The following is a 22,624-nucleotide window of genomic DNA, read 5'->3' on the forward strand; positions in this document are numbered from 1 at the left end:
TGTTTGCTACCATAAGGGCAAGTTCACGAGATAAGTAGGAGAAACGATGATCACGTTTAAAGAAGTCAGCAAACGATACAAAGCCGGCAGGCAGTGGGTGGAAGCGGTCAAGCCTACCTCTTTACATATAGAAAAAGGGCAGATTCAAGGGATAATCGGTTTCAGCGGAGCGGGCAAATCGACCTTGCTTCGTATGGCCAATCTGCTCGAAACGCCAACTACCGGAGAGGTTTATATAGATGGACAAGAGCTTACGGGGCTGAGCGCAGGAGAATTGCGGGAAGCGAGACGATCGATCGGAATGATTTTTCAGCATTATAACTTGCTAAGCAACGAGACTTGCGCGGCCAATGTGGAATTCGTACTGAGAGCGGCAGGACTGCCTTCCAGAGAGCGGAAGAGAAGAGTGGAAGAGTGCCTTGAGATCGTAGGGCTGGCGGATAAAGCGAAGCAGTATCCGGCGCAGCTGAGCGGCGGACAGAAGCAGCGGGTGGCAATCGCCAGGGCTCTTGCGAACGATCCTAAGGTGCTGCTGTGCGATGAGCCGACTTCGGCGCTTGATCCGGTTACGACCCTGTCGATTCTGGAATTTCTGGAGAAAATCAACCGCGAGTTCCAGGTGACGATCATGCTGGTGACGCATGAGATTCAGGTGGCTAAGCGGTTATGCAATAAGATTGCCGTTATGGAGAACGGGCAGATCACCGAGCAGCTCGATAGGAATCTTCCCGGTGTTAAGCCGGTAACGCCGCTAGGGCAGTTTTTGTTCGACACCGCCGATGGTTCTTCCTCTTCCATGTGGTACAGAGGGGAGGATTACCGTGGATAGTGTTCTGGCATTAAAATCAGAGATGATAAAAGCGATCGAGCAGACTTTCACGATGGTCTCCATCTCGGTCTCGGCAGCTGTCATTATCGGCTTGCCAATCGGCATACTCCTATTCCTCACGGCACCTGGCCATCTAAGGGCTAACCGTCCGTTATACGGCGTTGTTAGCTACGCGGTGAATCTGGTTCGTTCTTTTCCGTTCCTTATCCTGCTCGTAGCTTTAATTCCATTCTCCCGAATGATTGTAGGAACCGCGATTGGCCCCCTTGCAGCTTCCGTATCGTTGTCAGTGGCGGCTATTCCGTTCTATGCGCGGCTGGTGGAGCAAAGCCTGCGGGATGTGCCTAATGGGGTTATAGAGGCTGCGGTAGCCTCGGGAGCGCCGATGAAGCATATCATATGGGGGGTACTGTTGTCCGAAGCCCGCCCGGGACTGGTATCCGGCCTTACGGTAACGATTATTAGCTTTATTTCGTATTCCGCGGCGGCAGGTACCGTCGGGGGCGGAGGGATCGGCGATTTAGCCATCCGTTACGGCTATCAGCGGTTTGATACCGAAGTAATGGCGGCGTGCATCGTGATTCTGGTAGTTCTCGTTCAGCTTGTCCAATGGACAGGCAGCTTCGCTGCCTCCCGGCTGGATAAACGCAAATAATTAACTGTTCAAGTAACGCTCTTGGATAATCGTGAGATGATTCCGTTCATGCCCGTAGATAATGCAAGCTAGCGCGCGGGCGCTAAGCGGTAACTGATTCGAAATGCCAAGCCGGGTGAATGCTTCTTTAGGCAACTGCTTCAGCAGAACGATCGTCGCTTGGCGAACGGCATTATAGTTCTCGAGCAAGTCGGAAACAGAGAGACCGTCGAACGGATTGCCCTCCATATAAGCGTCCTGGTCAAAGCCGGGAAGCGGGGTGGAGTCGCCTCTTGCGATGCGAAGCAGACGGTAGCTCATAATACGTTCGGTGTCCGTGACATGACCCAAAACCTCTTTCAGCGACCACTTGCCCTCCGCATAACGATACTCCGCTTTCTCGTTCGATAATCCGGAGTAAATACGGTTCGTTTCCGCTTGCTGCTCAGCTAATAATGCAATCAAATCTCCTTCCGGGACAAGGTTGATATATCCGGTTACAAATCCTTGATATTCGCCTTCTTGCGGACGTTCGAGCATGAATGGCACCTCCTTAGAATTAATTGGAGTATACCTCCTGCGGTGGTTGTTTTCAATAGAAAAGAGGAGCCCTTTTACAGGCCCCTCTTCCGACGGTGTGTTGTTTGAATGAGACTTTACATATCACACTTCACGTATTGATCACTCGGGCGCGTCTTACTCACGAACCGTTAGGGCGGAACGTGTTAAGCTCGCGGTTGGATGTACTCTGCGGCACAACCCCTCGCTTCCATCGTTATAAGTGGCTAGTTAAGATCCCTCAGCAGTTCTTGCACTATAAAGTCCAATGGAACCACACCTCACTTACACCGTCACAAGTATTATGGTCCGGCTTCTCATTTGTTATGCACGATTCGTAAAGAAATTGTAAATCGCTAATCCGAATCCCTTAATGCCAATCCGCAATTGGCGCATACCTTATCTGACTGATGGACGAGGTGTCCGCAGCCCGGGCAATTCTCGTGGTCTTCATCGTTTGCTGTTTGTGGAGGTTCGGGGCTTTTGCCGACCAGATGATCCCGGATTTCCTGAATGTTTCTTGCCATTGTTGAATTGTCGATGGCGCTTTGGATAACTTCATGCAGAATCCAGTAAGCAAAGAAGATAATTAATAATCCGAATATAATCAATACGACAATCATGATGAACCTCCATGGCAGAATGGATTTGGATGAAATTTACAATCAGTATACCATGGAGAAGAGGAAGGGTTAATCCGGAACTTCGATATAATCCGATACCGTGCTTTTCAACAGATCGATAAGCTCCTCGTCCAGTCCATAAAGCCGTATTCATCGGGAATCCCGAGACAAATAACCTGCTTGCCGATTAATTCGGAGGAGAATCCGGCCTGCAGTCTAGCCCAGCCGACATGCCCGGCGGTTTTTACTGCGAAATCCAGCTTTGACAACGGAGAATGCGGACGATTTGACGCGCGGCTATGGAGAGATCTATACTCTACTCGTATGTTACAGGTTTAATTGAAACGGAGGCAGCGCTATGCGGATTGCAGATGGTATTGAGATGTTGGAGCTTGATTTGGGGCCGATGACAATCTGTCCGACGGTCTTGTTCGACAAGGATGAATGGGTGCTGGTCGACACGGGCATGCCGGGTTCGGACTCAACAATTATAGAGCTTGCCAAGCAGGCGGACATTGGTGAACGGAAATTGAATACGATTCTTCTGACCCATCAGGATCTCGATCACATTGGAGGGCTTCCGGGCTTCAAAGCGGACAATCCGGAGCTTGTCGTCTACGCGCATGAGGATGACCGTGCCGTTATCGATGGCAAGAAGCCAATGCTTAAGGCATCGCCCGAAAGAATAGCTACTTTGCTCGGGGCGCTGCCGGAGGCAGCCCGCAGCCAGTTCGAGGCGACTTTCATTCACCCTACAGGCGCAAACGTAAATCGGACATTGGCAGACGGAGAAAATCTGCCGTTCGCAGGCGGGATTACGGTTATTCATACCCCTGGCCATACGCCGGGCCATGTGAGTCTCTACCATCAGCCAAGCAAGACGTTAATTGCGGGCGATGCGATGGTAGTGGATAATGGAGAGCTTAAAGGCCCTAGGGAGGCTGTAACGCCCGACATGGCAACGGCGCTTCAGTCGCTGAAGAAGCTTAAGGATTTCGATATTGAAACCGTAATCTGTTATCATGGCGGAGTGTTTAAAGGCGATGTGCAAAGCCGTATCGCTGCGATAACGGAAGGCATATAAAAGGTAGCTCAATGATAAACGCGCAAATTCCTTAGGGTAATTTGCGCGCTTTTTTTTATATATGTTTGCGTGCAACAAAAAAACCGCACAAGGTGCGGTTCGGAAATGCGATTAATATGGCGCGCCACGGCGGGATTCGAACCCGCGACGCACAGTTTAGGAAACTGTCGCTCTATCCTGCTGAGCTACGGGCGCGCAGTATGGTTTATTTTAGCACGGGTGGCTTGGAACTTGCAACGTCCCTGTTTTATCTCTAATATGTAACATTTCTTATCAACAAATATATGAACGAGTATGAAACATCTAGACGACTCCCACAAAAGATGGTAATTTAGTACTGTTGGTCCAATTCGTGTCGAATCGTGCCTGAAAATTGTGTTTTCTTGTCGACAGGTTTTTACAAACAGTAAAATGAAGAAAGCGTATAATAATTTTATACCTACATCAATGAATATAAGGAGCGTGCCCCAAAGCGATTATGGACAAAACAGATCTGCTTATACAATTGCAATCGCTGCGGCTGAAGCTTCATGAAGTAGCGGAGGCACGCGGTAGCCTGACCGACCCCGATGTCCTTGCGATCAGCGAAGAAGCTGATCAATTGATTGTTGCCCTGCAATATATCCAGCGTAACGAAGTGGCTTGTTCTTCCGCGCGCAGAAGCGAGTAGCGTTACTTCCGCTTGTTTCTCAGGTTTCTGAAGAAATTCGTCAACAGCTCGGCGCATTCTTGCTGAAGAATGCCGCTTGTTAATTCTGTTTCATGATTGAAACGGGGTTCCTGGAGCAAGTTCATTAACGTGCCCGCACAGCCTGCTTTAGGATCGCCCGTTCCGTATACAACCCGTTTCACCCTGGACTGGACTATGGCGCCTGCGCACATCGGACAAGGCTCAAGTGTGACGTACAGCGTACAGTCCAAGAGCCGCCAAGCACCAAGCCGCTCACAAGCTTCTCGAATAGCGACCATTTCGGCATGCGCAGTCGGATCATGGTTAGTCTCCCGCAAGTTATAACCCCTTCCGACAACTTCCCCATTTTTCACTAGGATGGCACCGATCGGTACTTCGCCTATTTGTTCGGCTTTTTTGGCTTCTTCTATGGCGAGCTGCATCCAGGCCTGATCTTCTTGTTCTCGAATCATATTACCCTCCAACTTACGATAAAATCGAACAAATTCGCATTTATTCATCGAACAGATATTCTGTTGTTAACATGTAGTGGATAAAATTGTGGATAACTATCATGGTGTCCACAAAACTACACACAAACTATTCTATGGGCATGTGGATTAGTTGTTGATAATGTCAATAACTTGTGGATAACTAATGCCCAATTTAAAGGATGTGCATAGCCAGTGTCTTTTAAAGCCAAGTTCTCCATCTACATATTTATGATTGTTCTGGCGATGTTTATCCTTATCGTTATTTTGGACCAATATGCCGCGCTTCGCAATATGAATCAGGATATGGAGGAAGTGATGGAGCAGGCTTCGGCCAAGCTCTCGGACTCATTTGACCAGCATCCGGGCTGGACCTCGGACGTAGCCGCTTTAAGAGACGATCCGGAGTTCGAACCCAATGAAATGCAGGACTTATTAAAAAAGCTTTACCCCGATCTGGAGGAAGTAACCGTGTTCCGTCCGGATTCTACCGGAATAATGTCCGAGGATAAGGTGTTGTTCGGCACTTACACCTTCAAGGACGAAGCCAAAGATATGGCTTACGCCGCGCAGGTTGCCGAGAAGGGCTTCCAGGTCCGCGAGGTGAATTGGAACGGCAAGGAGTATATCAAGAGCTATTACAGCGACGCGAGCCTTGCGCCTTACGTGATTGGCATGGTGTACGACTGCGAGGAATATAACCAGATTATGAGCATGAAACGGATGGATGCGATGACCTATGCCGGCGTTATCCTGCTGTTCGTGCTTATTAGCAGTTATTTGCTTGCCGGATTTATGCTGAGGCCGCTAAACGCGATTTTGTGGAAGGTAAACGAAGTATCGCTCGGGCGCTTCCAGACGGCTATAAAAGTCAGAGGCAAGGATGAGTTCGGCCTGCTGGCGCTGAAGATAAACGCGATGTCCCAGAACCTAAGCATTTATATGGAGAAGCTCCGCCAGGCCTTTGAGGATAACCGGCAGATGAAGGAATATTTGCAGTCTTTTATCGACCATACAAGCGATGCGATTCATGTCGTGGATTTACAGGGGAAATTCATTCAAGTGAACAAAGCCTTCGAGCAGTTGTTCGGTTACACCTCCGAGGAGGTGTTTGGCGCGGAGATCGAGCTGGTACCGGACACGCATAGGGGAGAAATGCGCCTGATTATCAATTCTCTGCAGGAGGGCAAGGTGCTGCCTGCCCAGGAGACGATCCGGATGACCAAAAGCGGCGAGATCATTCCCGTCAGCGTTACCATATCCCCTATAAGGGACACGGAGGGCGTCATTCAGGCTTTCGCAAGCATTACCCGCGATATGAGAAGCCGTAACCGGATGGAAGAGCTGCTGCGCCGTTCTGAGAAGCTTACGACGGTCGGGCAGCTGGCAGCCGGAGTGGCGCACGAGATCCGCAATCCGTTGACTACCCTGCGCGGCTTCCTGCAGCTTCAGCAGCATACGGGCAAGATGAATCTGGAGCATACCGGACTGATGCTGTCGGAGCTTGACCGGATCAACCTGATTGTCGGAGAATTTCTGATTCTGGCAAAGCCGCAGGCAACCAGATTCGCGACAAGAGACGTCAGGGACGTTTTCCGAAGCGTTTTGTCGCTGATCGACAGCGAAGGGCATTTGCATAACGTGACCTTTACGACATCTTTTACCGAAGCGCCATGCCTTGTGTCCTGTGAAGAGAATCAACTGAAGCAGGTTTTCATTAATCTGCTCAAGAACGGAATCGAGGCCATGCCGTCCGGAGGAAGAATACATACCCATATCGCTTCAAAAAACGACCAGATTACGATTTCCATTACGGATGAAGGAATCGGAATACCGGATGACATGATCCCGAAGATCGGCAACCCGTTCTTCACCGGCAAGGAAAGCGGCACGGGGCTTGGCATGATGATCAGCCAGCGGATTATCCACAGTCATCAGGGGCTGATGGAGATCAAGAGCCAGGTGAACGTCGGAACAACGATTATCATTACGCTCCCTGCTTTGAAAGAAGGGAACGCGAACGGTATACTAGTTGAAGGATTGGATAAACATAGCGCAAATGTCGGCTGAGGAGGAGTAATCCGTCAATGGACAACATTGCAGGTACCAGTACTTACAGCTGCTTGATTGCGGGAGCTACGGGACTTGTCGGATCGGCGCTGCTGGAGCAGCTTCTGAACGATCCGGCCTGTCATTCCATTACGGTATTAGCCAGGCGGCCGATCGGCCGCATAGAGATGGAGCCGGAAGCGAGGTCCAAGCTGCACGTCATTATCGCGGATTTCGACCGGATGTGGGAAGCGCTGGATGACGTGACGGTTGATCTTGTGTACTGTACGCTGGGGACTACGATAAAGACGGCGGGATCCCAGGAAGAGTTCCGCAAGGTGGATTATGACTACCCGCTTGCCTTGGCAGAGTGGGGACAGCATACGGGAGCGCGGCATTTTCTGGTCATAACGGCAATGGGAGCGTCGTCTTCCTCTGCCTTTTTCTATAATCGGGTAAAAGGCGAGCTTGAAGAGCAGCTAGCCCTGATTCCGCTGGAATCGGTCCGGATCTTCAGGCCGTCGCTGCTGCTTGGCCCGCGTCAGTCGTTCCGACTTGGAGAAACGATTGGCGCGGCCGTGTCGAAGGCAGTACAATGGGGTATGGTAGGCTCGCTTCGGCCATACCGTCCGATCGCGGGCGAGGCTGTCGCCAAAGCGATGCGGATAGCAGCGAAGCAAGCCATGACGGAGCAAGCATGGGATAGGCAGGCGGAAGGACAGCCATCTATTCATACGTATTCCTCCGATCGCATAGCGGAAATGGCAGCACAGATTACGGGGTGAACTTTTGTGCGTATTAATAAGTTTATAAGCGAGACAGGATATTGCTCCCGTCGTGAGGCGGATAAGCTGGTCGACAGCGGACGCGTCACGATTAACGGAGCCAAGGCTGAGCTCGGAAGCCAAGCGGAGCTTGGCGATGATGTACGAATAGACGGGAAACGGATTGGCGAGCAGAAGCATCATGTTTATATCGCTCTGAACAAGCCGGTGGGCATTACGAGCACGACCGAGCTGCATATCCGCGGCAATATCGTCGATTTTGTCGGCCATCAAGAGCGGATCTTTCCGATCGGCCGGCTGGACAAGGATTCCGAGGGGCTGATTCTGCTCACGAATGACGGCGACGTGGTTAATCCGATTCTCCGCTCGGAAGGCAAGCACGAGAAGGAGTATATCGTTACGGTTGACCGTCCGGTTACGGCGGAGTTTGTCAAAGGAATGTCGAGCGGAGTTCGCATCCTGGGCAGCATGACGCTGCCCTGCCAGGTGACCAGAGTAGGGGATCGTGTCTTCCGGATTGTTCTGACCGAAGGGAAGAACCGGCAGATTCGCCGGATGTGCGAGGCATTTGGTTACCATGTGCGGAAGCTGCAGCGCATCCGCATTATGAATATTCATCTCGGACAATTGCCAACGGGCAAATGGCGGGACTTGACGGAAGCGGAAAAAGCGGAGCTGTTCGGTTCCTTGAATTACCGCCCGTCGTAAGGCAGGTTAAAACAGAAACTCCCCTGATTCTAGGAATCGGGGGAGTTTTCTTTAAAGACGTTTCTCACTGCTTAGGCGTTGCAGGAATTTGCTGCACCTTGCTCGAATCGACATATTTACGAATGATCGATACTTCAACCCGGCGGTTCTTCGCCCGTCCGGCCGTTGTATCATTGGAAGCTACCGGACGGTATTCGCCGTAACCGATGGCGCTGAAGCGTTCCGGCTTCAGCTTGTTATTCTCCAGAAGCACGTCCATAAACCGGATCGCCCTGGAAGAGCTCAGATCCCAGTTGGATTTGAAGTTCTGCGTCCGGATCGGCTGATCGTCGGTATGTCCGGATACGACAATCTCATAGCCGGTATAAGGCTCCAGCATCTTGGAAATATTGGCTGCCAGCTCCTTCGATTCCGTCTTGAGAGCATCGCTGCCGGAAGCAAATAACGCATTGTCGCTGATCGTAATCATCAGCTGAGACTGATTAAGCTTCGTTTCCAGCTCAGAGGACAAGCCATTTTTCTTTATATATTGGTCCAACTGCTTCTTCAGCTTTTCCAAATCTTCCTGTTCCTTTTTGATCAGCTCTTGAAGATTGGACTCCGTATCCTCATGCTGGTCCTTGCTGGTCTTCTTCCCGTCATCGATTTGCTGCTGCGGCTGCTCGCCCGACTTGATAACCGACGGATTGTCCATGATACCGGCCCCGGAATTGAATGCAGCGCTGAACGCCTCGCTCATCCGTTCGAACTTTCTCGCATCCGTGGAACTCGCCGCATACAATACGATAAACAGCGCGAGAAGCAGCGTCAGCAGATCGGCATAAGGGATAAGCCATGATTCGTCGATATGTTCATCGTGATCGTCGTGCTTACGCTTTTTCACCGGCGCCAGCCTCCTTCTCCCTCATAGCCGCCCGTTCCGTTGGGGTGAGGAATACAGACAGCTTCTGGTTAATCGCGATCGTGGATACGCCGGATTGAATCGACAGCAGGCCTTCTACCATCATCAGGCGAAGCTGCACTTCTTTCTTGGACAAACGCTTCAGTTTATTCGCAAGCGGATGCCACAGGACGTAACCGGTAAAGATACCGAGCAGGGTTGCGATAAAGGCGCCGGCAATGGAGTGGGCAAGAGTTTCCATATCGTCCATGTGGCCAAGCGCGCCGATCAGACCAACTACGGCACCGAGTACGCCAAGCGTTGGAGCGTAAGTACCGGCCTGCGTGAAGATCAAGGCACCGGCTTTATGGCGGTCTTCCGTTGCGGAAATATCCTCGAGCAGGACATCACGGACGAAATCCTGGTCATTCCCGTCAATAATCATGCGCATGCCGTTGCGGAGGAAAGTATCTTCAATATCCTCGACCTTGGCTTCCAGGGCAAGAAGACCTTCGCGGCGGGTAATCGAAGCCCATTCCATAAAGCTCTCGATCAGCTGCTCGCGGGGCATCAGCGGTTGTTCCTTGAAGGCGATCTTGAACAGCTTGCCGACCTTGGAAAGCTCCGACATCGGGAAGGCGATCATAACCGAAGCGATGGTCCCGAGGACGATAATCATATAAGCGGCGGGATTTAACAGATTGCTAAGAGCGGCACCCTTCAGCGTCATACCGACCAGTACCGCTACGAGTCCTAATATAATACCGATAATTGTAGAATTTTTCATCATGCACCCCGTCCAGTACGTTTTCGACAAATCTCTAGTACTTATATCGACAAGTTATCGTACGGAAATTAGACTTTCAGAAATGATTTAAGAGAGAGAGCGTTAATTTTCGTGAAAATGCGGTAAAATGAGTATAGAAGATAATTATGGTAAAGGTGGTTGACCTATAGTGGGAGTTAGACATGCAAGAGAGTATGCAGATATATTGAAAGAACTGACGGAAGCGGTTAGCGAAGTAGAAGGAAGCTACACGTTTTTCGAGATGGAAGAGGAAGAGTGGGCGGCGCTTGGGGCGGACGACCGGCATGAAGTTATGGAGGCGCTTGCCGACGATGTGTTCTTCGGGCTTGGCGAGCAGCCGGTAATCGAGGTAGGCAAAGGATCGATTACGTACCATCCGAAGCATCATGTCATTGAAGTGTCGCATGGAGACAACGTGACCCGGATGATTCGGTTGACATAAAGGCAACAAAGGGAGAGCGTGAGCGTGACGAACGATTGCTTATCAAATACGACGTTACCGCAGACGCTGCAGCTGGATGGCGAGCAGCTGTCTGCTTTCTATCAGCCGATCATTGCTCTTGATACGAGAAAAGTGGTTGGTTACGAGGTGCTGGGGAGAGCCTGCAAGGACGATGCCGTCCGCAGTCTGGGGCCGTTTTTCTGCGACGCCTCCGTACCTGTCGAAGATCATATCGCGGTTGACCGGATTTTGCGTGAACAGGCTTTTCGGAAAATAGGCGAAATTCCGCAGCCTCCGATGCTGTTTATTAATTTGAAGCCGAACTGGATGCACCGGGGCGTGCAGTCTGGGGAGATTTACACCTTATCTCTGCTGGATAAATATCGGATTGATCCCCGCAGAGTCGTGATAGAGATTACGGAAGAAAGCTTTAACGGCGAGATCGAGGAGCTACGAGAAATTATCGATTTATACCGCTCCAAGGGCTGTCTGATTGCGATTGACGATGTTGGCAGCGGCTTTAGCGGGATGGACCGGATTGCCCTGATTCAGCCGAACATTCTGAAAATCGACATTCATATGCTGAAACGGAGTGCGAGTCACGACGGCTATCTGGGTACGCTTCGTTCCCTCTCCGCGCTGGCTGACCAGCTTGGGGCTTCGCTGCTTGCCGAAGGCGTGGAGACCAAGCAGGATTTGGCGAGAGCGATCCAAGCGGGAGTCCGGTACGTACAGGGCTTTCTGTTCGCGAAGGCCGAGCCGGAGTTCGACGAGCCGTCCCGTTTTTCGGCCCTGCTGGAAGAAGAACTGGAGGCGCACCGGCAGCTGCAGCTCTATTCGGAGAACTACTGGAGCTATTTGTCGGACAGGCTGTCCGGCAAGATCGACCGGATTGGTCATCTGGAGGAGCTGGAGGACGAAGATAATGAATGGATCGTCCGGCTGCTGCAGGAGTTGGAGAACAACAGCATCCGAGTCTATCTTTGCAGCGAAGACGGCATTCAGATCTCCTCCAACTATTCGAGAAGAGAAGACGGAAGCTGGCGGCGGGAGGACGAATACTGCGGGGCCAACTGGAGCTGGCGGCCGTATTTTGTTCCGAATGTCGTGCAATTAAACGAGAACCGCCGCTCCATGGTTTCCCGCGCCTATACCGATCTGGATTCAAGGGCATGGATTCGGACGGTATCGGTGCTGGTGAAGCCCGGCATTATTTTGTTCGTTGATATGAAAGATCCCGAGCCTGATTATTACCGGCTATAGGGATATTAAAGAGTAGACTGGTACACCATACAATGGAACTCGGCTGGCCCTTGCGGCGTTGGCCTTACATACGTATCTTCAATGGCAAAGCCGGCCCGTTCGTAAGCGCGAATGGCCCGCGTGTTCCAGGTCAGCACCTCTAGGTCAATGCTGTTCTGAGGGGCTCGGCGAAGAGCTTCGCGGATCAGCAGCCGCAGAAAGCCGGGGCCGATGCCTCTTCCGCATAAAGCGGGATGAAGGCCGAGACCTAGGCGGGTAACGCCAACAATGGGAAAGAATTGGGCAAACCCGATCAGTTCCCGGTCGCGATTCACGACAGCCGCATATTGCATGCGTCGCAGGACGGGGTCGCCGAATTCGATCTCGTCCTTTTGCATCGTATCCCATGCCGGCCAATGGTAAAGATCGTAAGGCGATTCGTATTGCCATTCGCAGATTTGCCGAGCATGATCGATTTCCATCGGCTGGATAGTCATGTCCTCCAGTGATGGTTTATAATGTACCTCATCAGTAAAATTAGTCATGGATCTACCCTCATTAATAAGAATCTATAAGTTTCTTTCCATTATAACATTTCGGTAATCGACTTCATGAGGATTTGGCGAAGGACAACGAAGGAGAACTTTTACGATGCGGAAATTAATAGCGCTTGGCTGTTTGTCTTATCTCGTAATTGGATTAGCTCATGTTGTGGGCGGGTCGGTAATGGAGCAGATGCTCGATAAATACGGTTTGTCTTATGACGACGGCGGGCAATGGATGATGAATCAGTTTTTTGGTTTTTTGGTGGGCGTATTGCTGTCCCCGTTTATTACGTCCAAGCTGGGCAAAAGAGGGGGAGTGCTTCTCTCGCTTGGTCTCCTGACGCTTGGCGAAGCGGCTTACAGCCTTACTCCCCACTCCTGGGGACTGATGCTGTTCATCGCCTTGTTTGCCGGGTTCGGCTTTGGCATGACGGAATCCGTCATTGGAGCCATGGTCATTGATCTGGCGGAAGAAAGCGGCAAGGCCAATGCGATGACGAAGCTGGAAACGTTCTTTGGAATCGGCGCTTTCCTGATGCCAACGATGGCAAGCATATTGATCCGATACGATGTATGGCAATTATCTTTCCCGATACTCTCGGCACTAGCCGGCATTACCTTTATCTTATGGATGACGATCTCGTTTGGGCCAATCGACGATAAGATCGGTTTTCATGCCAGAGGGAAGAAGGCGTCGGCGGAGCGGGAAGCTGGCGAACTGCGTCCAAAAGGGTGGTTCGGTTATAAGAGAGCTTCGATTCCGTTCCTGCTGCTGTCGGCGTTATTTTTCGTCCTCTATGTTGGCGTGGAAATGAGCTTCTCCAATTATCTGCCTTCCATTATGATCGAACGCTCCGGCATGTCGGAGGCGAATGCCCCTTCCTCGCTTAGCCTGTTCTGGGGCACGATGATCCTGGGGCGTCTGTTCGCCGGACGGCTGGCGGATCGTGTCGGATACATCCGCTATCTGTTTGTTGCGATTGCCGGAGCCTGCGTCGTTATTCTTGCGATGGGGGCCGTTGGGCAGTTAAGCGGCATGATGGTTCTTGTCGGACTAAGCGGATTGTTCTTCTCCGGCGTATTCGGGATTGCTCTCGTATTCGCGAACGGATTAATTCCGGGGATGACCGAGCGGACAACCAGTCTGCTTGTCGCTTGCGGAGGCGTAGGCGGGGCGATCTTCCCGAAATTAACGGGATGGATGATGGACAACTATGGTGCGGACCGCACGGTCTGGATTCTTGGAGCTTTTCTAATTGCGATGTTTGTCGTATTGCTTGCGATGCTGGCGCTCGGCCGGAAGCAGCAGACGGCAGCTGCCTGAATAGAGTAGCGGGAAACAATAAAGCCGCATGCGGTTTGTCCGGTGGGACAAGCTGCATGCGGCTTTATTGTAGGAATCCTGCCAATCCGCCCCGATGGAAGCGGCTGCTTGATTCTATTGTTCGTCGGCATATTTATCAAAAGTGCTAGGGTCCATGACACGTCGAGCAGTCACATACCGGTTGACATAATAAGAGTCACTAAGGTTGCTTATCGTAACGCCCTTGCTGGACGATGCATGAGCAAACTTGCCGTCTCCTACATAAATGCCGACATGAGATACACCACGACCGTTCGTGTTGAAGAACACGAGATCTCCGGCCACTAGATCGCTTTTTGCGATCTTCTTACCTGTTTCAGATTGCGAAGTGGAAGTACGAGGAAGATCGATGCCCATTTTGTCGAAAACGTAAGAAGTAAATCCGGAGCAATCGAATCCTTTCGTGGATGTTCCACCTGCAACGTACGGCGTGCCAATCAAGTTGCTGACAATGCCGTCCATTTTGGAGTCTGCGAAAACGCTTCCAGCCTGAAAAGCCAGCATTAGCGCAAGTCCAAGGAGTAGTGCTGTAACCTTTTTCAAAGCGGTAAAGCTCCTTCCAATGCCGACGAGGTTAGCTGTGGGGTTCGGTTGAAGGATCCCTATGACTTCTCGGGCGCCGATAGAATCATTCGGACGTCGAAGTCAATTCACCCAGAGGTGGTTCCCCCGTTTCCAGTACAAGGAATTAGGCAGTTTGTTTTATGTACTTGGTAACTATTCGGTAATTTTCGTTTATCTCCTCCTCTATACGGCAATTTCTAATAATTCTCATGCAACCTTTTGACTAATGGAAGCGGAAAAGCTTGTATCCTGCGGTTAATAGTCTTCATGTAGGGCGCGCAGACTAGCAGAGAAGCCCTATAAAGATTTACTAACTCTTTACTATGTGGTTTTGCTAGCCGATATGTTGATTTATTTGGAGAATGGCGGACAAGCGAGCCCGAAAAAACGCGAAAAACCCGCGCTGCGACTAGGTCGCAGGGCGGGCTGCTTCTATAATTATGAGAGAATTTTAAACTTCCTTTGATCTTAAAATGTCGTATTGGGAGGCTAGAGTCCATACTTTCATAAGGGTACGGACAAGATGATAGCCTTGGTGGACAAGAAGGGCGATAAAGCCGGCCCATACGAGGGAGAAGCCGCTGACAAACAATCCGATTCCCGAGCCGATCGCCCACATGAGAAGCGATAACCCGGCAAAAGGCAGAAGATGCTTGACTGCTGTGCCAAGAGATTGGAAAATGCCGCCGGTCTTGCCGCTCGTTGCCCCGAGCTGCATGGCCAGGAACAGCAGATGGAGCAGGATGCCCCATAACAGCCAGCCACCTACGGCAGGAAGGGTCTGCTGCAGCAAGGCTCCGATCGAGCGGCTGTGAAGCAGCGCTTCAAGCCCCTTTGGCGCCAGCCACCATGCGGGAGCGAGAGCAAGAATCGTCTCGATCCAGTAGAGAAGGGTAACCGGCTTCCATGCCCGGCGGATACCTTGCAGGAACTGCGTTCCTCCCGCATCGGTCGCATGCTGCAGGGAGTAGAGGAGCCCCGCGTTAAACAGCGGAGAGAGCAGCATTCTTGCGGCGAATAAGCCGCCAAGCAGCCACAGGTACGGAGTAAGCAGGTCCGTCTTCATAATCTGGAACTGCGCTTCGCTCAAAAATAGCTGGACGGCCGCTTTGGACGGGGAGTGATCCGGGAACCGCCGCAGCAGCGGCGCAACTACCGAATCGATAAACCGGTACAGGAAGAATCCCCATAGCAGCTGGTACAGGAATAGCAGAATAACGATATAGAAGTGCTTGATCGTAAGCCGCCAGCCTTGCCTCATATGATTTTTCATGGCTAATCCTCCTAAAATTGCGAAGCAATTCTTAGCTACCACATAAGAATGTATAAGTTTCGAGCAAGCCGGGAGAACAAATTCTTATTGCGATAAAACCTAGCTCTAGACGCGGTCGCTCTTCTTCGAATTCTTCGATAGAGGTTTTCTCACCAGCCCAGTAATCCGAGCAGACCTTGAATGACGTTGGAAGCCCCAAGACTCCAACGGGTACGCGTGACCTCGGATAAGTCGGCCTTCATATAGTCGTTGATATGCTTATTGTCGAGCACGTTTGTATGCTGCGGATCGACAGCTACCCATTCTAGCGGGGAGCTATGGACAACTTTGTACTGAACTTGAGCCTCCGTCGGATCCCAGGACTTCGGAACAATGGTGCCGTCCTTGAACTTCAGGACAACCGGAACCGTACCGTTATAGCCGCCGTTGCGCTGAAGAGAGATAACCGATTCATACATCCGCGCTCCATCCTGCTCGACAGGATGGACAGTAATGGACTCTACGGATACGTCCGCCATCTGATTGCCGTAGACATATTGGTCGAAGTAATTGGTCCACTTTTGTTTGGTAACCTGCTCGACAACGCGCTGGAAGTCGGTGGTGGTTGGATGCTTGAACTTATATTTCTGGAAGTAGGTTCGCATAATCTTCTGCATCATTTTCTCGCCGACCTGCTTCTCGATGCCAATTAGCACAAGCTTTGCCCGCATGTACACATTTTCAGCATAGACGTTATTGCTCGGATATGCCCAGGATGGCTGCTTGAGCGGAGCGGGGGCCGTCATATAGCTCGCTTCCAGCGGAAGGTTGGCTTCGATGCCGTATTCGCTGGCCATAACCTTGTCTTCCGCATAGCTTGTAAAGCCTTCGTCGAGCCAGGCTTCTTCGAATTCATTAGAGGCTACCATGCCGTACCAGTATTGATGCCCGACCTCATGCACAACGGTCCTCTCGAGACTGTAGCCCGGATTGTCCGTCTCGGCGGCGAAAGCCGTGACGAGTGTCGGATACTCCATTCCGCCGGAGCCGTTAGCTCCTTTGGGAGGGACTACAACCGATAAGGTCGAGTACGGATACTCGCCATACCATTGCCCGTACTTGGAGAGCGCGGATTTGGCGGCATGCATATACCGGTCCTTCAATTCCTCATGCGCGGGATCCAGATACAGCTTTATGCGCACACCCGGAATGCCGGGGCCGGATAACGTGTCTTCATAATAGATAAAGTCCGGAGATGCGGCCCAGGCGAAGTCATGCACGTCATCGGCGTAGAACTGATAGAATGCCCGGTTGCCCTTTTTCTCTACTGCCTTCGTCTGAAAGCCCGTTGCTGCAACGGTATAGGATTCCGGCACTTGAATGCGGACGGAATAAATGCCGAAGTCGCTGTAAAACTCGGAGTTGCCGTGGTACTGATGCGTGTTCCAGCCTTCTGTGGTACGGCCTCTTGTCCCCGCTGTCTCGTACACGGCCAGCTTAGGGAACCATTGGCCCGCCATCACGTAATTGCCGGAGTAGCCCATGCGCGCGAATACTTCGGGCAGCTTCACCTCAAAGCCCATCTCGAGGGTAACCGACTTGCCGGGGGCAACCGGTTCGGGCAGTTTTAGCTTGGCCAGCGTAAAGTCATTCGGATTGTTGTCATCGGGCTGAACATAATGCAGCCGCGGAAGCAGGCTTTCTCCTTCCGTCGTCTCCAGCGTAAGCAGCTTCATGTAGCCCTGGCTTGCTTCGGTTGCTTTATCCGAGCGCAGCTTTCCGCCGGATTCCTTCATAAACGTGGTTTTGTCCGACATGAAGGCGTTCGGATAGAGGTGGAAATAAAGCTCGGACACCGTCTTTTTGCCGGGGTTCGTCCAGGTGACGGTCTGCTGGCCGTCGAGATACCGGATATCGTCGCGAAGCGATACGTTGATATGGTACTCGGTGATCCGCTTGCTAAGCGCCTGCGGTTTAGGAGCCACATTGTCAGCGTCAGGTTGGGACGAGGCAGGCGGCTTGGCCGATTTTGGCGCAGAATCGGTCGCTGCTTTGGCGGCAGGGGCGAGAGCATAGGTATATTGGGATTGCCAAGCGCGGCCGAAGCCCTGCTGGATGGAGAGGCCGAGCAGGACGGCGGTAAGCGTAAACAGCAACAATCGTTTGACGTAGCGTGGAGACATGATACAATTCCCTCCCGTGACAAGCATCTACAGCATGTATATGTTTGCTTTTCGCGGATTATTAGCTAAAATGGAATTATTGTACGGGGAAGGTGGAAGAGCGATGACGGAACAGCAAGGACAGCCGGCAGAGCCGGAAAAAAAAGAGAAGAAGTCCCTCTCTCTTAACGTAGTCAGCAACAAACAACATAAAGGCTTTGGAGCCGGAACGATAGATTTAAGTGCAGTATCCTGCGTTATTATTGATAATGGCGTAGCCTATATCGATGACGGGGCGATGCATGCGAAGAGCAAGGTGGAGCGGGGCATCAAGTTCAGTCCGAATAAAGAAGACTGCCCGAACGGCCGCAAATGCTGGATCGTATGGACTGCCGTTGAACGGGGCGAAACAGGTTCATATTATGCTGGGGCTACGGCCTGCGAGATGTGGATCGATACCGAAGCGCGCCGCGGCTGGAAAATTCTCGCCGATCATGTGAACAAGCTGGATGCCGCGATTAAACGCAAGTACAAGCTTGAAGAGCTGGATGCGGAAGAGAAAGCGGCTTACCGCAAGCTTCTGGCCGAACATAATGAAGAATGGTGGAATAATTCGCCGGAAGAGCTTAAGGAAGCTTTGGCGTAAGCAATGAATTCAATAACCGGGGATCGTAAGGCGGATGGCCGCGCGATCCCCGGTTTTTTTCTTGAAAACTTTTTTTTGAAGATGTGCAGGGGTGGAGAGCGCAGCTCTCGTCTATTATAGCGGGAAGGGAGGAGAGCGAGATACAAGACGAACAATGGATCACGGCCATCAAGAACGGCGGTCCTGCGGCGTTTCAGATTTTTGTAGACGAATATGGGCCTTATATCTATCGAACCGTGTTTGCTGTCATCCGTTCGCCGCATGATGCGGAGGACGTGACGCAGGAAGCGCTGCTGCAAATCTATCGCTCCCTCCCGGAGTTCCGAATGGACGGCTTCAAGACGTGGATTACCCGCATAGCCGTCAATAAGGCGATTGATTGGAAGAGAAGCCGGATGCGCAAGCCCGAGGAGCTGGTGGAGAGCTTGACGGGGCTTGAGGCGGAAGGGATGATTACGGAACGCGGGCTGGCCGTTGAGACGGCGGTTATAGACCGCGAAGAGCAGCGGCAGGTGCGCGAGCAGGTGGAGCAGCTGCCGGACAATTATCGGGAAGTCGTGACCGCTTATTATATGGAGAACAAATCGTACGAGGAGATCGCGGTTCAGACCGGACTTGAGAAAAAAAGCGTTGAGTCGAGGCTCTACCGGGCACGTAACTGGATCAAGCGGCATTGGCGGAAGGAGGACTTCGAATGAATGAGCAGGAGTGGAAGGAACATGTGACGGCGGCAGACCTGACCGCTTATATCCATGATGAACTCGCTGAACCTGAGAGGGAGGAGATCGAGCTGCATATCGCGGCATGCGAGCCGTGTATGGTGCTTTTTATGAATGCGATAGAGGCATCGGAGGCTCGGGAATCGGATCCGGCATCCGATGGAACGGCTGAGGCAAGGGCCGTCATTCCGGATATGAAAAAGATGGGGAAGCGGGTTGTTGGTATTCTGCTCGCCGAGTCGGCGAGAAAGAATCCGGTTATGCGGGCGGAGCCTGCCCGCCGCCAGTCTTTCCTTCAGCGTCCCGTTGTTCACTTTACCGCCGCAGCGGCCATTACGCTGCTGCTGCTTGGCACAGGGACGTTTAGCGGGCTTTCGGCTAAGCTGGGGGAGATGGACTCCCATTCCGCCAATACAGAGCAAACCATCGAGAAGGACGCCGAACAACCGCCGCAAGGTCCAACGTGGTCCGACCGGATGGTCACGCGTACCTCCTCCTGGTTCGATAAGCTGGAGAATGACCGTTTTAAATAAGGAAGAATGATGATAGGGGAGAGGGAAGACGAAATGTCAAAAAATCCGATAGTCGCTTTATTGCTATCCTTTATTCCGGGCGTCGGGCATGCCTATCTGGGGCGTCCGTTTCGCTGCCTGCTGTATGGAGGAGGGTTCTTTGGCTCCTTAATGCTTTTATTTATTGCTGTGCAATCCGGGGACGGGGGAGATATTGGCCTATTCTTCTTATTCACGGCCGCGCTTAGCTGGCTTATTAATATGATCGATATGGTCGTGACGCTGCTGTCTCCAAAGCCGCCTGCGGCGCCTTACAGCGAGCGGGGAGATATCCCGTTTGATCCGGGCTACATGGCTTACGAGCAGCAACGGGAAAAGACAAGCACCGTCATGCTCTCGCTTATACCGGGTCTTGGCCATATGTCGCTTGGCCTCATGCAGCGCGGCATTACATTCCTGGTTGCTTTCCTTGGCCTGTTCGCGGTTGTGGTATTTATCGGTGTCGTGACGAATACCGCCGCTTTTCTGGTATTTCTGCTGGGGCTGCCGGTGATCTGGATTTACAGCATCTTTGATGCGATTCAGCAGCTTCACAGGAAGCAGCGCGGAGAGGAGCTTAGCGACCGTCCGCTGTTCGAGGAGATCGAGAACCATATGGGAACCGGCCGGAAAAATAAAGTGCTTGCCGCAATCCTGTCGCTTTTCCCGGGAGCGGGGCATCTGTATTTGGGCTTGCAGAAACGGGGCCTTCAGCTGATGGGCGGTTTTCTTATCGCCATCTATTTGATGGATTCTCTGCGGCTGTCGATTTTCTTGTTCCTGATGCCGCTGCTCTGGTTCTATGCCTTCTTCGATTCCATGCAGCAGATGTCGCGATACGAAAGAGGCGAGCTTCATGACGAAGCGGTAGTCGCTCAACTTGCTCCTTATCAGAAGTGGATCGGGATTGGCCTTTTGCTGCTCGGCATTTATTATTTGGGTGACCGGGTAATGGGCGGCTATATCTCGCAGACATGGCCGGGAATCTATGCGGAGTATGTAAAATTGAAATATAATCTGCCAACCGCCATTGTCGCTTTCCTGATGATTGCTCTCGGCTTCCGGCTAGTGTTTGGCAGCGGCAGCAGAAAATCCTACTCGGCACCGGCTCCTCTTCCGCCTCATCCCGCGGAGATGATGAGAGAAGAGGAGGGAGACCGATGAGAGAATGGCGGGTAGGTTCGCTGTCTATGGGCATTACGCTGCTCCTAATCGGCGTTTCCATTGCCATATCGATTTGGAGCGGTACAGATGCGCTGAATACGCTGCTATGGGTAGCGCCCGTCGTATTTATCCTGCTTGGAGCGGAGCTTCTCCTTCACCTCAAGCTGTCGGGGAAGGAACGGCCGGTTATGCGTTACGACTGGATGAGTATGTTCTACGTGGCGGTTATCGGGGCGGGCAGCCTGCTTATGGCGTCTTTTACTTCGACGGGATTGCTTGGGGAAGTACGGGACCAGCTGCAAATGACGGAGCGTACGGCTATCGTGCAATCGGATCCGGTAAAGGTACCGGACGGTATCAAGAAGATCGTTGTGCAGTCGCTACGTCCGATCCAGCTCGACCAAGGAGAGGTTCGCGCCGTGCAGCTTCTCGGGCAAGTGCAGTACTGGGCGCCCAAGCCGCTCAAGCAGCCGGAGAGGATGGTTGCCACTAGCACAGTAGGCAGCACCATGTACGTACTTATTAATAGCTTCGAGCATAAGGATGGATCTATTGGTTCGGAGAACATCAATCAGGAGCTGACGCTTGTTCTGCCGCAGGAGATAGAGGTAGAGAAGCGGGGTTTCTAATACGGTTGAAAAAAGGCAGTTCCTCATTTGTTGCGAGGAACTGCCTTCTATCATTTATTCACCTTTTCAGGCTCGGCAAAGGTCATGCCTTTTGTATCGACAGTCGCTTTCTTAATCGCCATCGGCTTAACCGGACGGGAGCCTTCGCCCGTCTTCTCGGTTTCCTGGTTGACGATCTCATCCACCGTGTCCATGCCTTCGGTTACTTTGCCAAATGCCGCGTAATCGCCGTCGAGCGACGGTGCATCGGCAACCATGACGAAGAACTGGGAGCCTGCGGAATCGGGATCTCCGGAGCGTGCCATGGAAATGACGCCGCGCGTATGGAGCAGATCGTTCTGGAAGCCGTTGCTCATGAACTCGCCCTTAATGCCGTAGCCAGGGCCTCCCATGCCCGTGCCTTCGGGATCGCCGCCCTGAATCATAAAGCCGGGGATGACGCGATGAAAGATCGTGCCGTCATAGAAGCCTTTTTTCACAAGCGAAACGAAGTTGTTGACGGTATTTGGAGCAATCTCCGGGTACAGCTCAACCTTGAAGGTCTTTCCGTTATCCATCTCGATTGTTACGACCGGATGCTTGTCGGAGCCAAGCAGCTTGTCCGGCTGAGGCGGCTCTGTTGCTTCCGGCGTTGCCGTTGCGTTAGCGGCCCCGGAGCCGCTTGTGCCGTTATTGTTGGAGCTGGTCTTGCTGCCGCCGCAGCCGGCAATGACGAGCAGCAGCGCTGCCGTAAGCAGTACAAGCACAGGCAGACGCATATTGCGTTTAAACATCGTAAGAATGCCTCCTCTGAGGGTGTTGTCCTATCGTTCTACACGTAATCATACCATAGCGTTCGGAATGAAAAAAAGCCCGGCGCTTCTCGAAGGAGAAGACCCGGGCTTCTTGCTTTTTAACCTACGGTGTTGTAAGCCATAATCCAGATCGAGCCTGCAATGATCGTGACCAGGATGACAAGACCGAAGATAAGCGCCATAACGTTGTAGCGCGGTTTCTTCTCTTCGCGAAGATGCATGAAGAAGAAGAGCTGAACGACGAACTGCAATACCGCCATGATCAGAATAAAGATCAAAGTTGGCGTTTTGTCCATCAAATCGTTCAATACGACAACAAGCGGCAGAATCGTAAGCACAATGGAGATAACAAAACCGATGACATAGGATTTCATCGAGCCATGGGATTCATGCTCGTCATGCCCGTGTCCATGCGTGTTATGGTTGGCCATC

Annotated in this window: 27 protein-coding genes, 1 tRNA gene and 1 riboswitch; of the genes, 15 read left to right on the forward strand and 13 right to left on the reverse strand. The window is 52.0% G+C overall.

Annotation, left to right across the window (positions count from 1 at the left end; all coding sequences use genetic code 11):
* The first annotated feature begins 46 nt into the window (after positions 1-46).
* Complete coding sequence (locus tag CFI03_RS25175) at positions 47-829, forward strand: methionine ABC transporter ATP-binding protein (RefSeq protein WP_248760615.1); 783 nt, start codon at positions 47-49, stop codon at positions 827-829.
* A complete protein-coding gene (locus tag CFI03_RS25180) occupies positions 822-1,484 on the forward strand; it encodes a methionine ABC transporter permease (RefSeq protein ID WP_248760617.1) in 663 nt (220 codons plus the stop codon). The genes CFI03_RS25175 and CFI03_RS25180 overlap by 8 nt, the downstream gene beginning before the upstream one ends.
* Here the strand turns inward: CFI03_RS25180 and CFI03_RS25185 are convergent, their stop codons facing one another.
* The 3 genes from CFI03_RS25185 to CFI03_RS25195 form a co-directional block, all read right to left on the reverse strand.
* Positions 1,485-2,003: a DinB family protein gene (locus CFI03_RS25185; RefSeq protein WP_248760619.1), complete on the reverse strand. Its 519-nt coding sequence runs from the start codon at positions 2,001-2,003 to the stop codon at positions 1,485-1,487.
* Positions 2,004-2,377: 374 nt separating this feature from the next.
* On the reverse strand, positions 2,378-2,644 hold the full coding sequence (locus CFI03_RS25190) for a hypothetical protein (RefSeq protein WP_248760622.1): 267 nt from the start codon (positions 2,642-2,644) through the stop codon (positions 2,378-2,380).
* 107 nt (positions 2,645-2,751) lie between these two features.
* Entirely contained in the window at positions 2,752-2,913 is a 162-nt protein-coding gene (locus tag CFI03_RS25195; protein ID WP_349292497.1) for a hypothetical protein, read from the reverse strand.
* Between the two features lie 89 nt (positions 2,914-3,002).
* Between CFI03_RS25195 and CFI03_RS25200 the strand changes: the two genes are divergently transcribed.
* Complete coding sequence (locus CFI03_RS25200; RefSeq protein WP_248760624.1) at positions 3,003-3,728, forward strand: MBL fold metallo-hydrolase; 726 nt, start codon at positions 3,003-3,005, stop codon at positions 3,726-3,728.
* A 117-nt stretch (positions 3,729-3,845) separates the two neighbouring features.
* On the opposite strand, the gene CFI03_RS25205 is transcribed toward CFI03_RS25200, so the two are convergent.
* Positions 3,846-3,923: transfer RNA gene (locus CFI03_RS25205), tRNA-Arg, on the reverse strand.
* A gap of 283 nt (positions 3,924-4,206) precedes the next feature.
* On the opposite strand from CFI03_RS25205, the gene CFI03_RS25210 reads away from it, so the two are divergent.
* Positions 4,207-4,398, forward strand: coding sequence for an aspartyl-phosphate phosphatase Spo0E family protein (locus CFI03_RS25210; RefSeq protein WP_091190862.1), 192 nt, complete (start codon positions 4,207-4,209; stop codon positions 4,396-4,398).
* 2 nt (positions 4,399-4,400) lie between these two features.
* Here CFI03_RS25210 and tadA read toward each other — a convergent pair whose 3' ends face one another.
* Entirely contained in the window at positions 4,401-4,871 is a 471-nt protein-coding gene (gene tadA, locus CFI03_RS25215) for a tRNA adenosine(34) deaminase TadA (protein WP_127497795.1), read from the reverse strand.
* A 213-nt stretch (positions 4,872-5,084) separates the two neighbouring features.
* On the opposite strand from tadA, the gene CFI03_RS25220 reads away from it, so the two are divergent.
* Genes CFI03_RS25220 through rluF form a run of 3 tightly spaced genes read left to right on the forward strand, consistent with a single transcriptional unit; the run spans position 5,085 to position 8,431 of the window.
* Positions 5,085-6,959: an ATP-binding protein gene (locus CFI03_RS25220; RefSeq protein WP_201008898.1), complete on the forward strand. Its 1,875-nt coding sequence runs from the start codon at positions 5,085-5,087 to the stop codon at positions 6,957-6,959.
* 17 nt (positions 6,960-6,976) lie between these two features.
* Complete coding sequence (locus tag CFI03_RS25225) at positions 6,977-7,723, forward strand: NAD-dependent epimerase/dehydratase family protein (RefSeq protein ID WP_248760625.1); 747 nt, start codon at positions 6,977-6,979, stop codon at positions 7,721-7,723.
* 6 nt (positions 7,724-7,729) lie between these two features.
* Entirely contained in the window at positions 7,730-8,431 is a 702-nt protein-coding gene (rluF, locus tag CFI03_RS25230) for a 23S rRNA pseudouridine(2604) synthase RluF (protein ID WP_127497801.1), read from the forward strand.
* Between the two features lie 64 nt (positions 8,432-8,495).
* On the opposite strand, the gene motB is transcribed toward rluF, so the two are convergent.
* Both motB and motA read right to left on the reverse strand, forming a co-directional pair.
* A complete protein-coding gene (motB, locus tag CFI03_RS25235) occupies positions 8,496-9,314 on the reverse strand; it encodes a flagellar motor protein MotB (RefSeq protein ID WP_127497803.1) in 819 nt (272 codons plus the stop codon).
* Positions 9,301-10,098, reverse strand: a complete 798-nt coding sequence (gene motA / locus CFI03_RS25240) for a flagellar motor stator protein MotA (RefSeq protein ID WP_132312498.1) — start codon at positions 10,096-10,098, stop codon at positions 9,301-9,303. The genes motB and motA overlap by 14 nt, the downstream gene beginning before the upstream one ends.
* Before the next feature lie 169 nt (positions 10,099-10,267).
* Between motA and CFI03_RS25245 the strand changes: the two genes are divergently transcribed.
* Positions 10,268-10,561 carry a hypothetical protein gene (locus CFI03_RS25245; RefSeq protein WP_248760626.1) on the forward strand — a complete coding sequence of 98 codons (294 nt, stop codon included), beginning with the start codon at positions 10,268-10,270 and terminating at the stop codon, positions 10,559-10,561.
* Between the two features lie 24 nt (positions 10,562-10,585).
* Positions 10,586-11,824 carry an EAL domain-containing protein gene (locus CFI03_RS25250; RefSeq protein ID WP_248760627.1) on the forward strand — a complete coding sequence of 413 codons (1,239 nt, stop codon included), beginning with the start codon at positions 10,586-10,588 and terminating at the stop codon, positions 11,822-11,824.
* Positions 11,825-11,829: 5 nt separating this feature from the next.
* Here CFI03_RS25250 and CFI03_RS25255 read toward each other — a convergent pair whose 3' ends face one another.
* Entirely contained in the window at positions 11,830-12,348 is a 519-nt protein-coding gene (locus tag CFI03_RS25255) for a GNAT family N-acetyltransferase (protein WP_248760628.1), read from the reverse strand.
* Between the two features lie 106 nt (positions 12,349-12,454).
* Here CFI03_RS25255 and CFI03_RS25260 point away from each other — a divergent pair, with 106 nt between their 5' ends.
* Positions 12,455-13,672, forward strand: a complete 1,218-nt coding sequence (locus CFI03_RS25260; RefSeq protein ID WP_248760629.1) for an MFS transporter — start codon at positions 12,455-12,457, stop codon at positions 13,670-13,672.
* Positions 13,673-13,786: 114 nt separating this feature from the next.
* Here the strand turns inward: CFI03_RS25260 and CFI03_RS25265 are convergent, their stop codons facing one another.
* From CFI03_RS25265 to CFI03_RS25275, 3 genes are all read right to left on the reverse strand, one after another.
* Positions 13,787-14,254 (reverse strand): C40 family peptidase, encoded by a 468-nt coding sequence (locus CFI03_RS25265; protein WP_012772118.1) that lies wholly within the window; start codon positions 14,252-14,254, stop codon positions 13,787-13,789.
* A gap of 5 nt (positions 14,255-14,259) precedes the next feature.
* Positions 14,260-14,416: riboswitch (cyclic di-AMP (ydaO/yuaA leader) on the reverse strand.
* 310 nt (positions 14,417-14,726) lie between these two features.
* Positions 14,727-15,548, reverse strand: a complete 822-nt coding sequence (locus CFI03_RS25270; RefSeq protein ID WP_127497815.1) for a hypothetical protein — start codon at positions 15,546-15,548, stop codon at positions 14,727-14,729.
* A gap of 149 nt (positions 15,549-15,697) precedes the next feature.
* Positions 15,698-17,710, reverse strand: coding sequence for a M1 family metallopeptidase (locus CFI03_RS25275; RefSeq protein WP_248760630.1), 2,013 nt, complete (start codon positions 17,708-17,710; stop codon positions 15,698-15,700).
* Positions 17,711-17,813: 103 nt separating this feature from the next.
* On the opposite strand from CFI03_RS25275, the gene CFI03_RS25280 reads away from it, so the two are divergent.
* The 5 genes from CFI03_RS25280 to CFI03_RS25300 all read left to right on the forward strand — a co-directional run bounded on the left by CFI03_RS25280 (position 17,814) and on the right by CFI03_RS25300 (position 21,398).
* Positions 17,814-18,335 carry a YwhD family protein gene (locus CFI03_RS25280; RefSeq protein ID WP_127497819.1) on the forward strand — a complete coding sequence of 174 codons (522 nt, stop codon included), beginning with the start codon at positions 17,814-17,816 and terminating at the stop codon, positions 18,333-18,335.
* Between the two features lie 83 nt (positions 18,336-18,418).
* Positions 18,419-19,033, forward strand: a complete 615-nt coding sequence (locus CFI03_RS25285) for an RNA polymerase sigma factor (RefSeq protein WP_248760631.1) — start codon at positions 18,419-18,421, stop codon at positions 19,031-19,033.
* Positions 19,030-19,587 (forward strand): zf-HC2 domain-containing protein, encoded by a 558-nt coding sequence (locus CFI03_RS25290; RefSeq protein WP_248760632.1) that lies wholly within the window; start codon positions 19,030-19,032, stop codon positions 19,585-19,587. The genes CFI03_RS25285 and CFI03_RS25290 overlap by 4 nt, the downstream gene beginning before the upstream one ends.
* A 33-nt stretch (positions 19,588-19,620) precedes the next feature.
* Complete coding sequence (locus tag CFI03_RS25295) at positions 19,621-20,769, forward strand: hypothetical protein (protein WP_127497825.1); 1,149 nt, start codon at positions 19,621-19,623, stop codon at positions 20,767-20,769.
* Positions 20,766-21,398: a hypothetical protein gene (locus CFI03_RS25300; protein ID WP_127497827.1), complete on the forward strand. Its 633-nt coding sequence runs from the start codon at positions 20,766-20,768 to the stop codon at positions 21,396-21,398. The genes CFI03_RS25295 and CFI03_RS25300 overlap by 4 nt, the downstream gene beginning before the upstream one ends.
* 50 nt (positions 21,399-21,448) lie before the next feature.
* Here CFI03_RS25300 and CFI03_RS25305 read toward each other — a convergent pair whose 3' ends face one another.
* Both CFI03_RS25305 and cyoD read right to left on the reverse strand, forming a co-directional pair.
* Positions 21,449-22,171: a peptidylprolyl isomerase gene (locus CFI03_RS25305; protein ID WP_248760633.1), complete on the reverse strand. Its 723-nt coding sequence runs from the start codon at positions 22,169-22,171 to the stop codon at positions 21,449-21,451.
* Between the two features lie 119 nt (positions 22,172-22,290).
* Positions 22,291-22,623, reverse strand: coding sequence for a cytochrome o ubiquinol oxidase subunit IV (gene cyoD / locus CFI03_RS25310; protein WP_127497831.1), 333 nt, complete (start codon positions 22,621-22,623; stop codon positions 22,291-22,293).
* Position 22,624: the final 1 nt, after the last annotated feature.

Source organism: Paenibacillus sp. ATY16 (genome assembly GCF_003399985.2).
GTDB classification, from domain to species: Bacteria; Bacillota; Bacilli; order Paenibacillales; family Paenibacillaceae; genus Pristimantibacillus; species Pristimantibacillus glycanilyticus.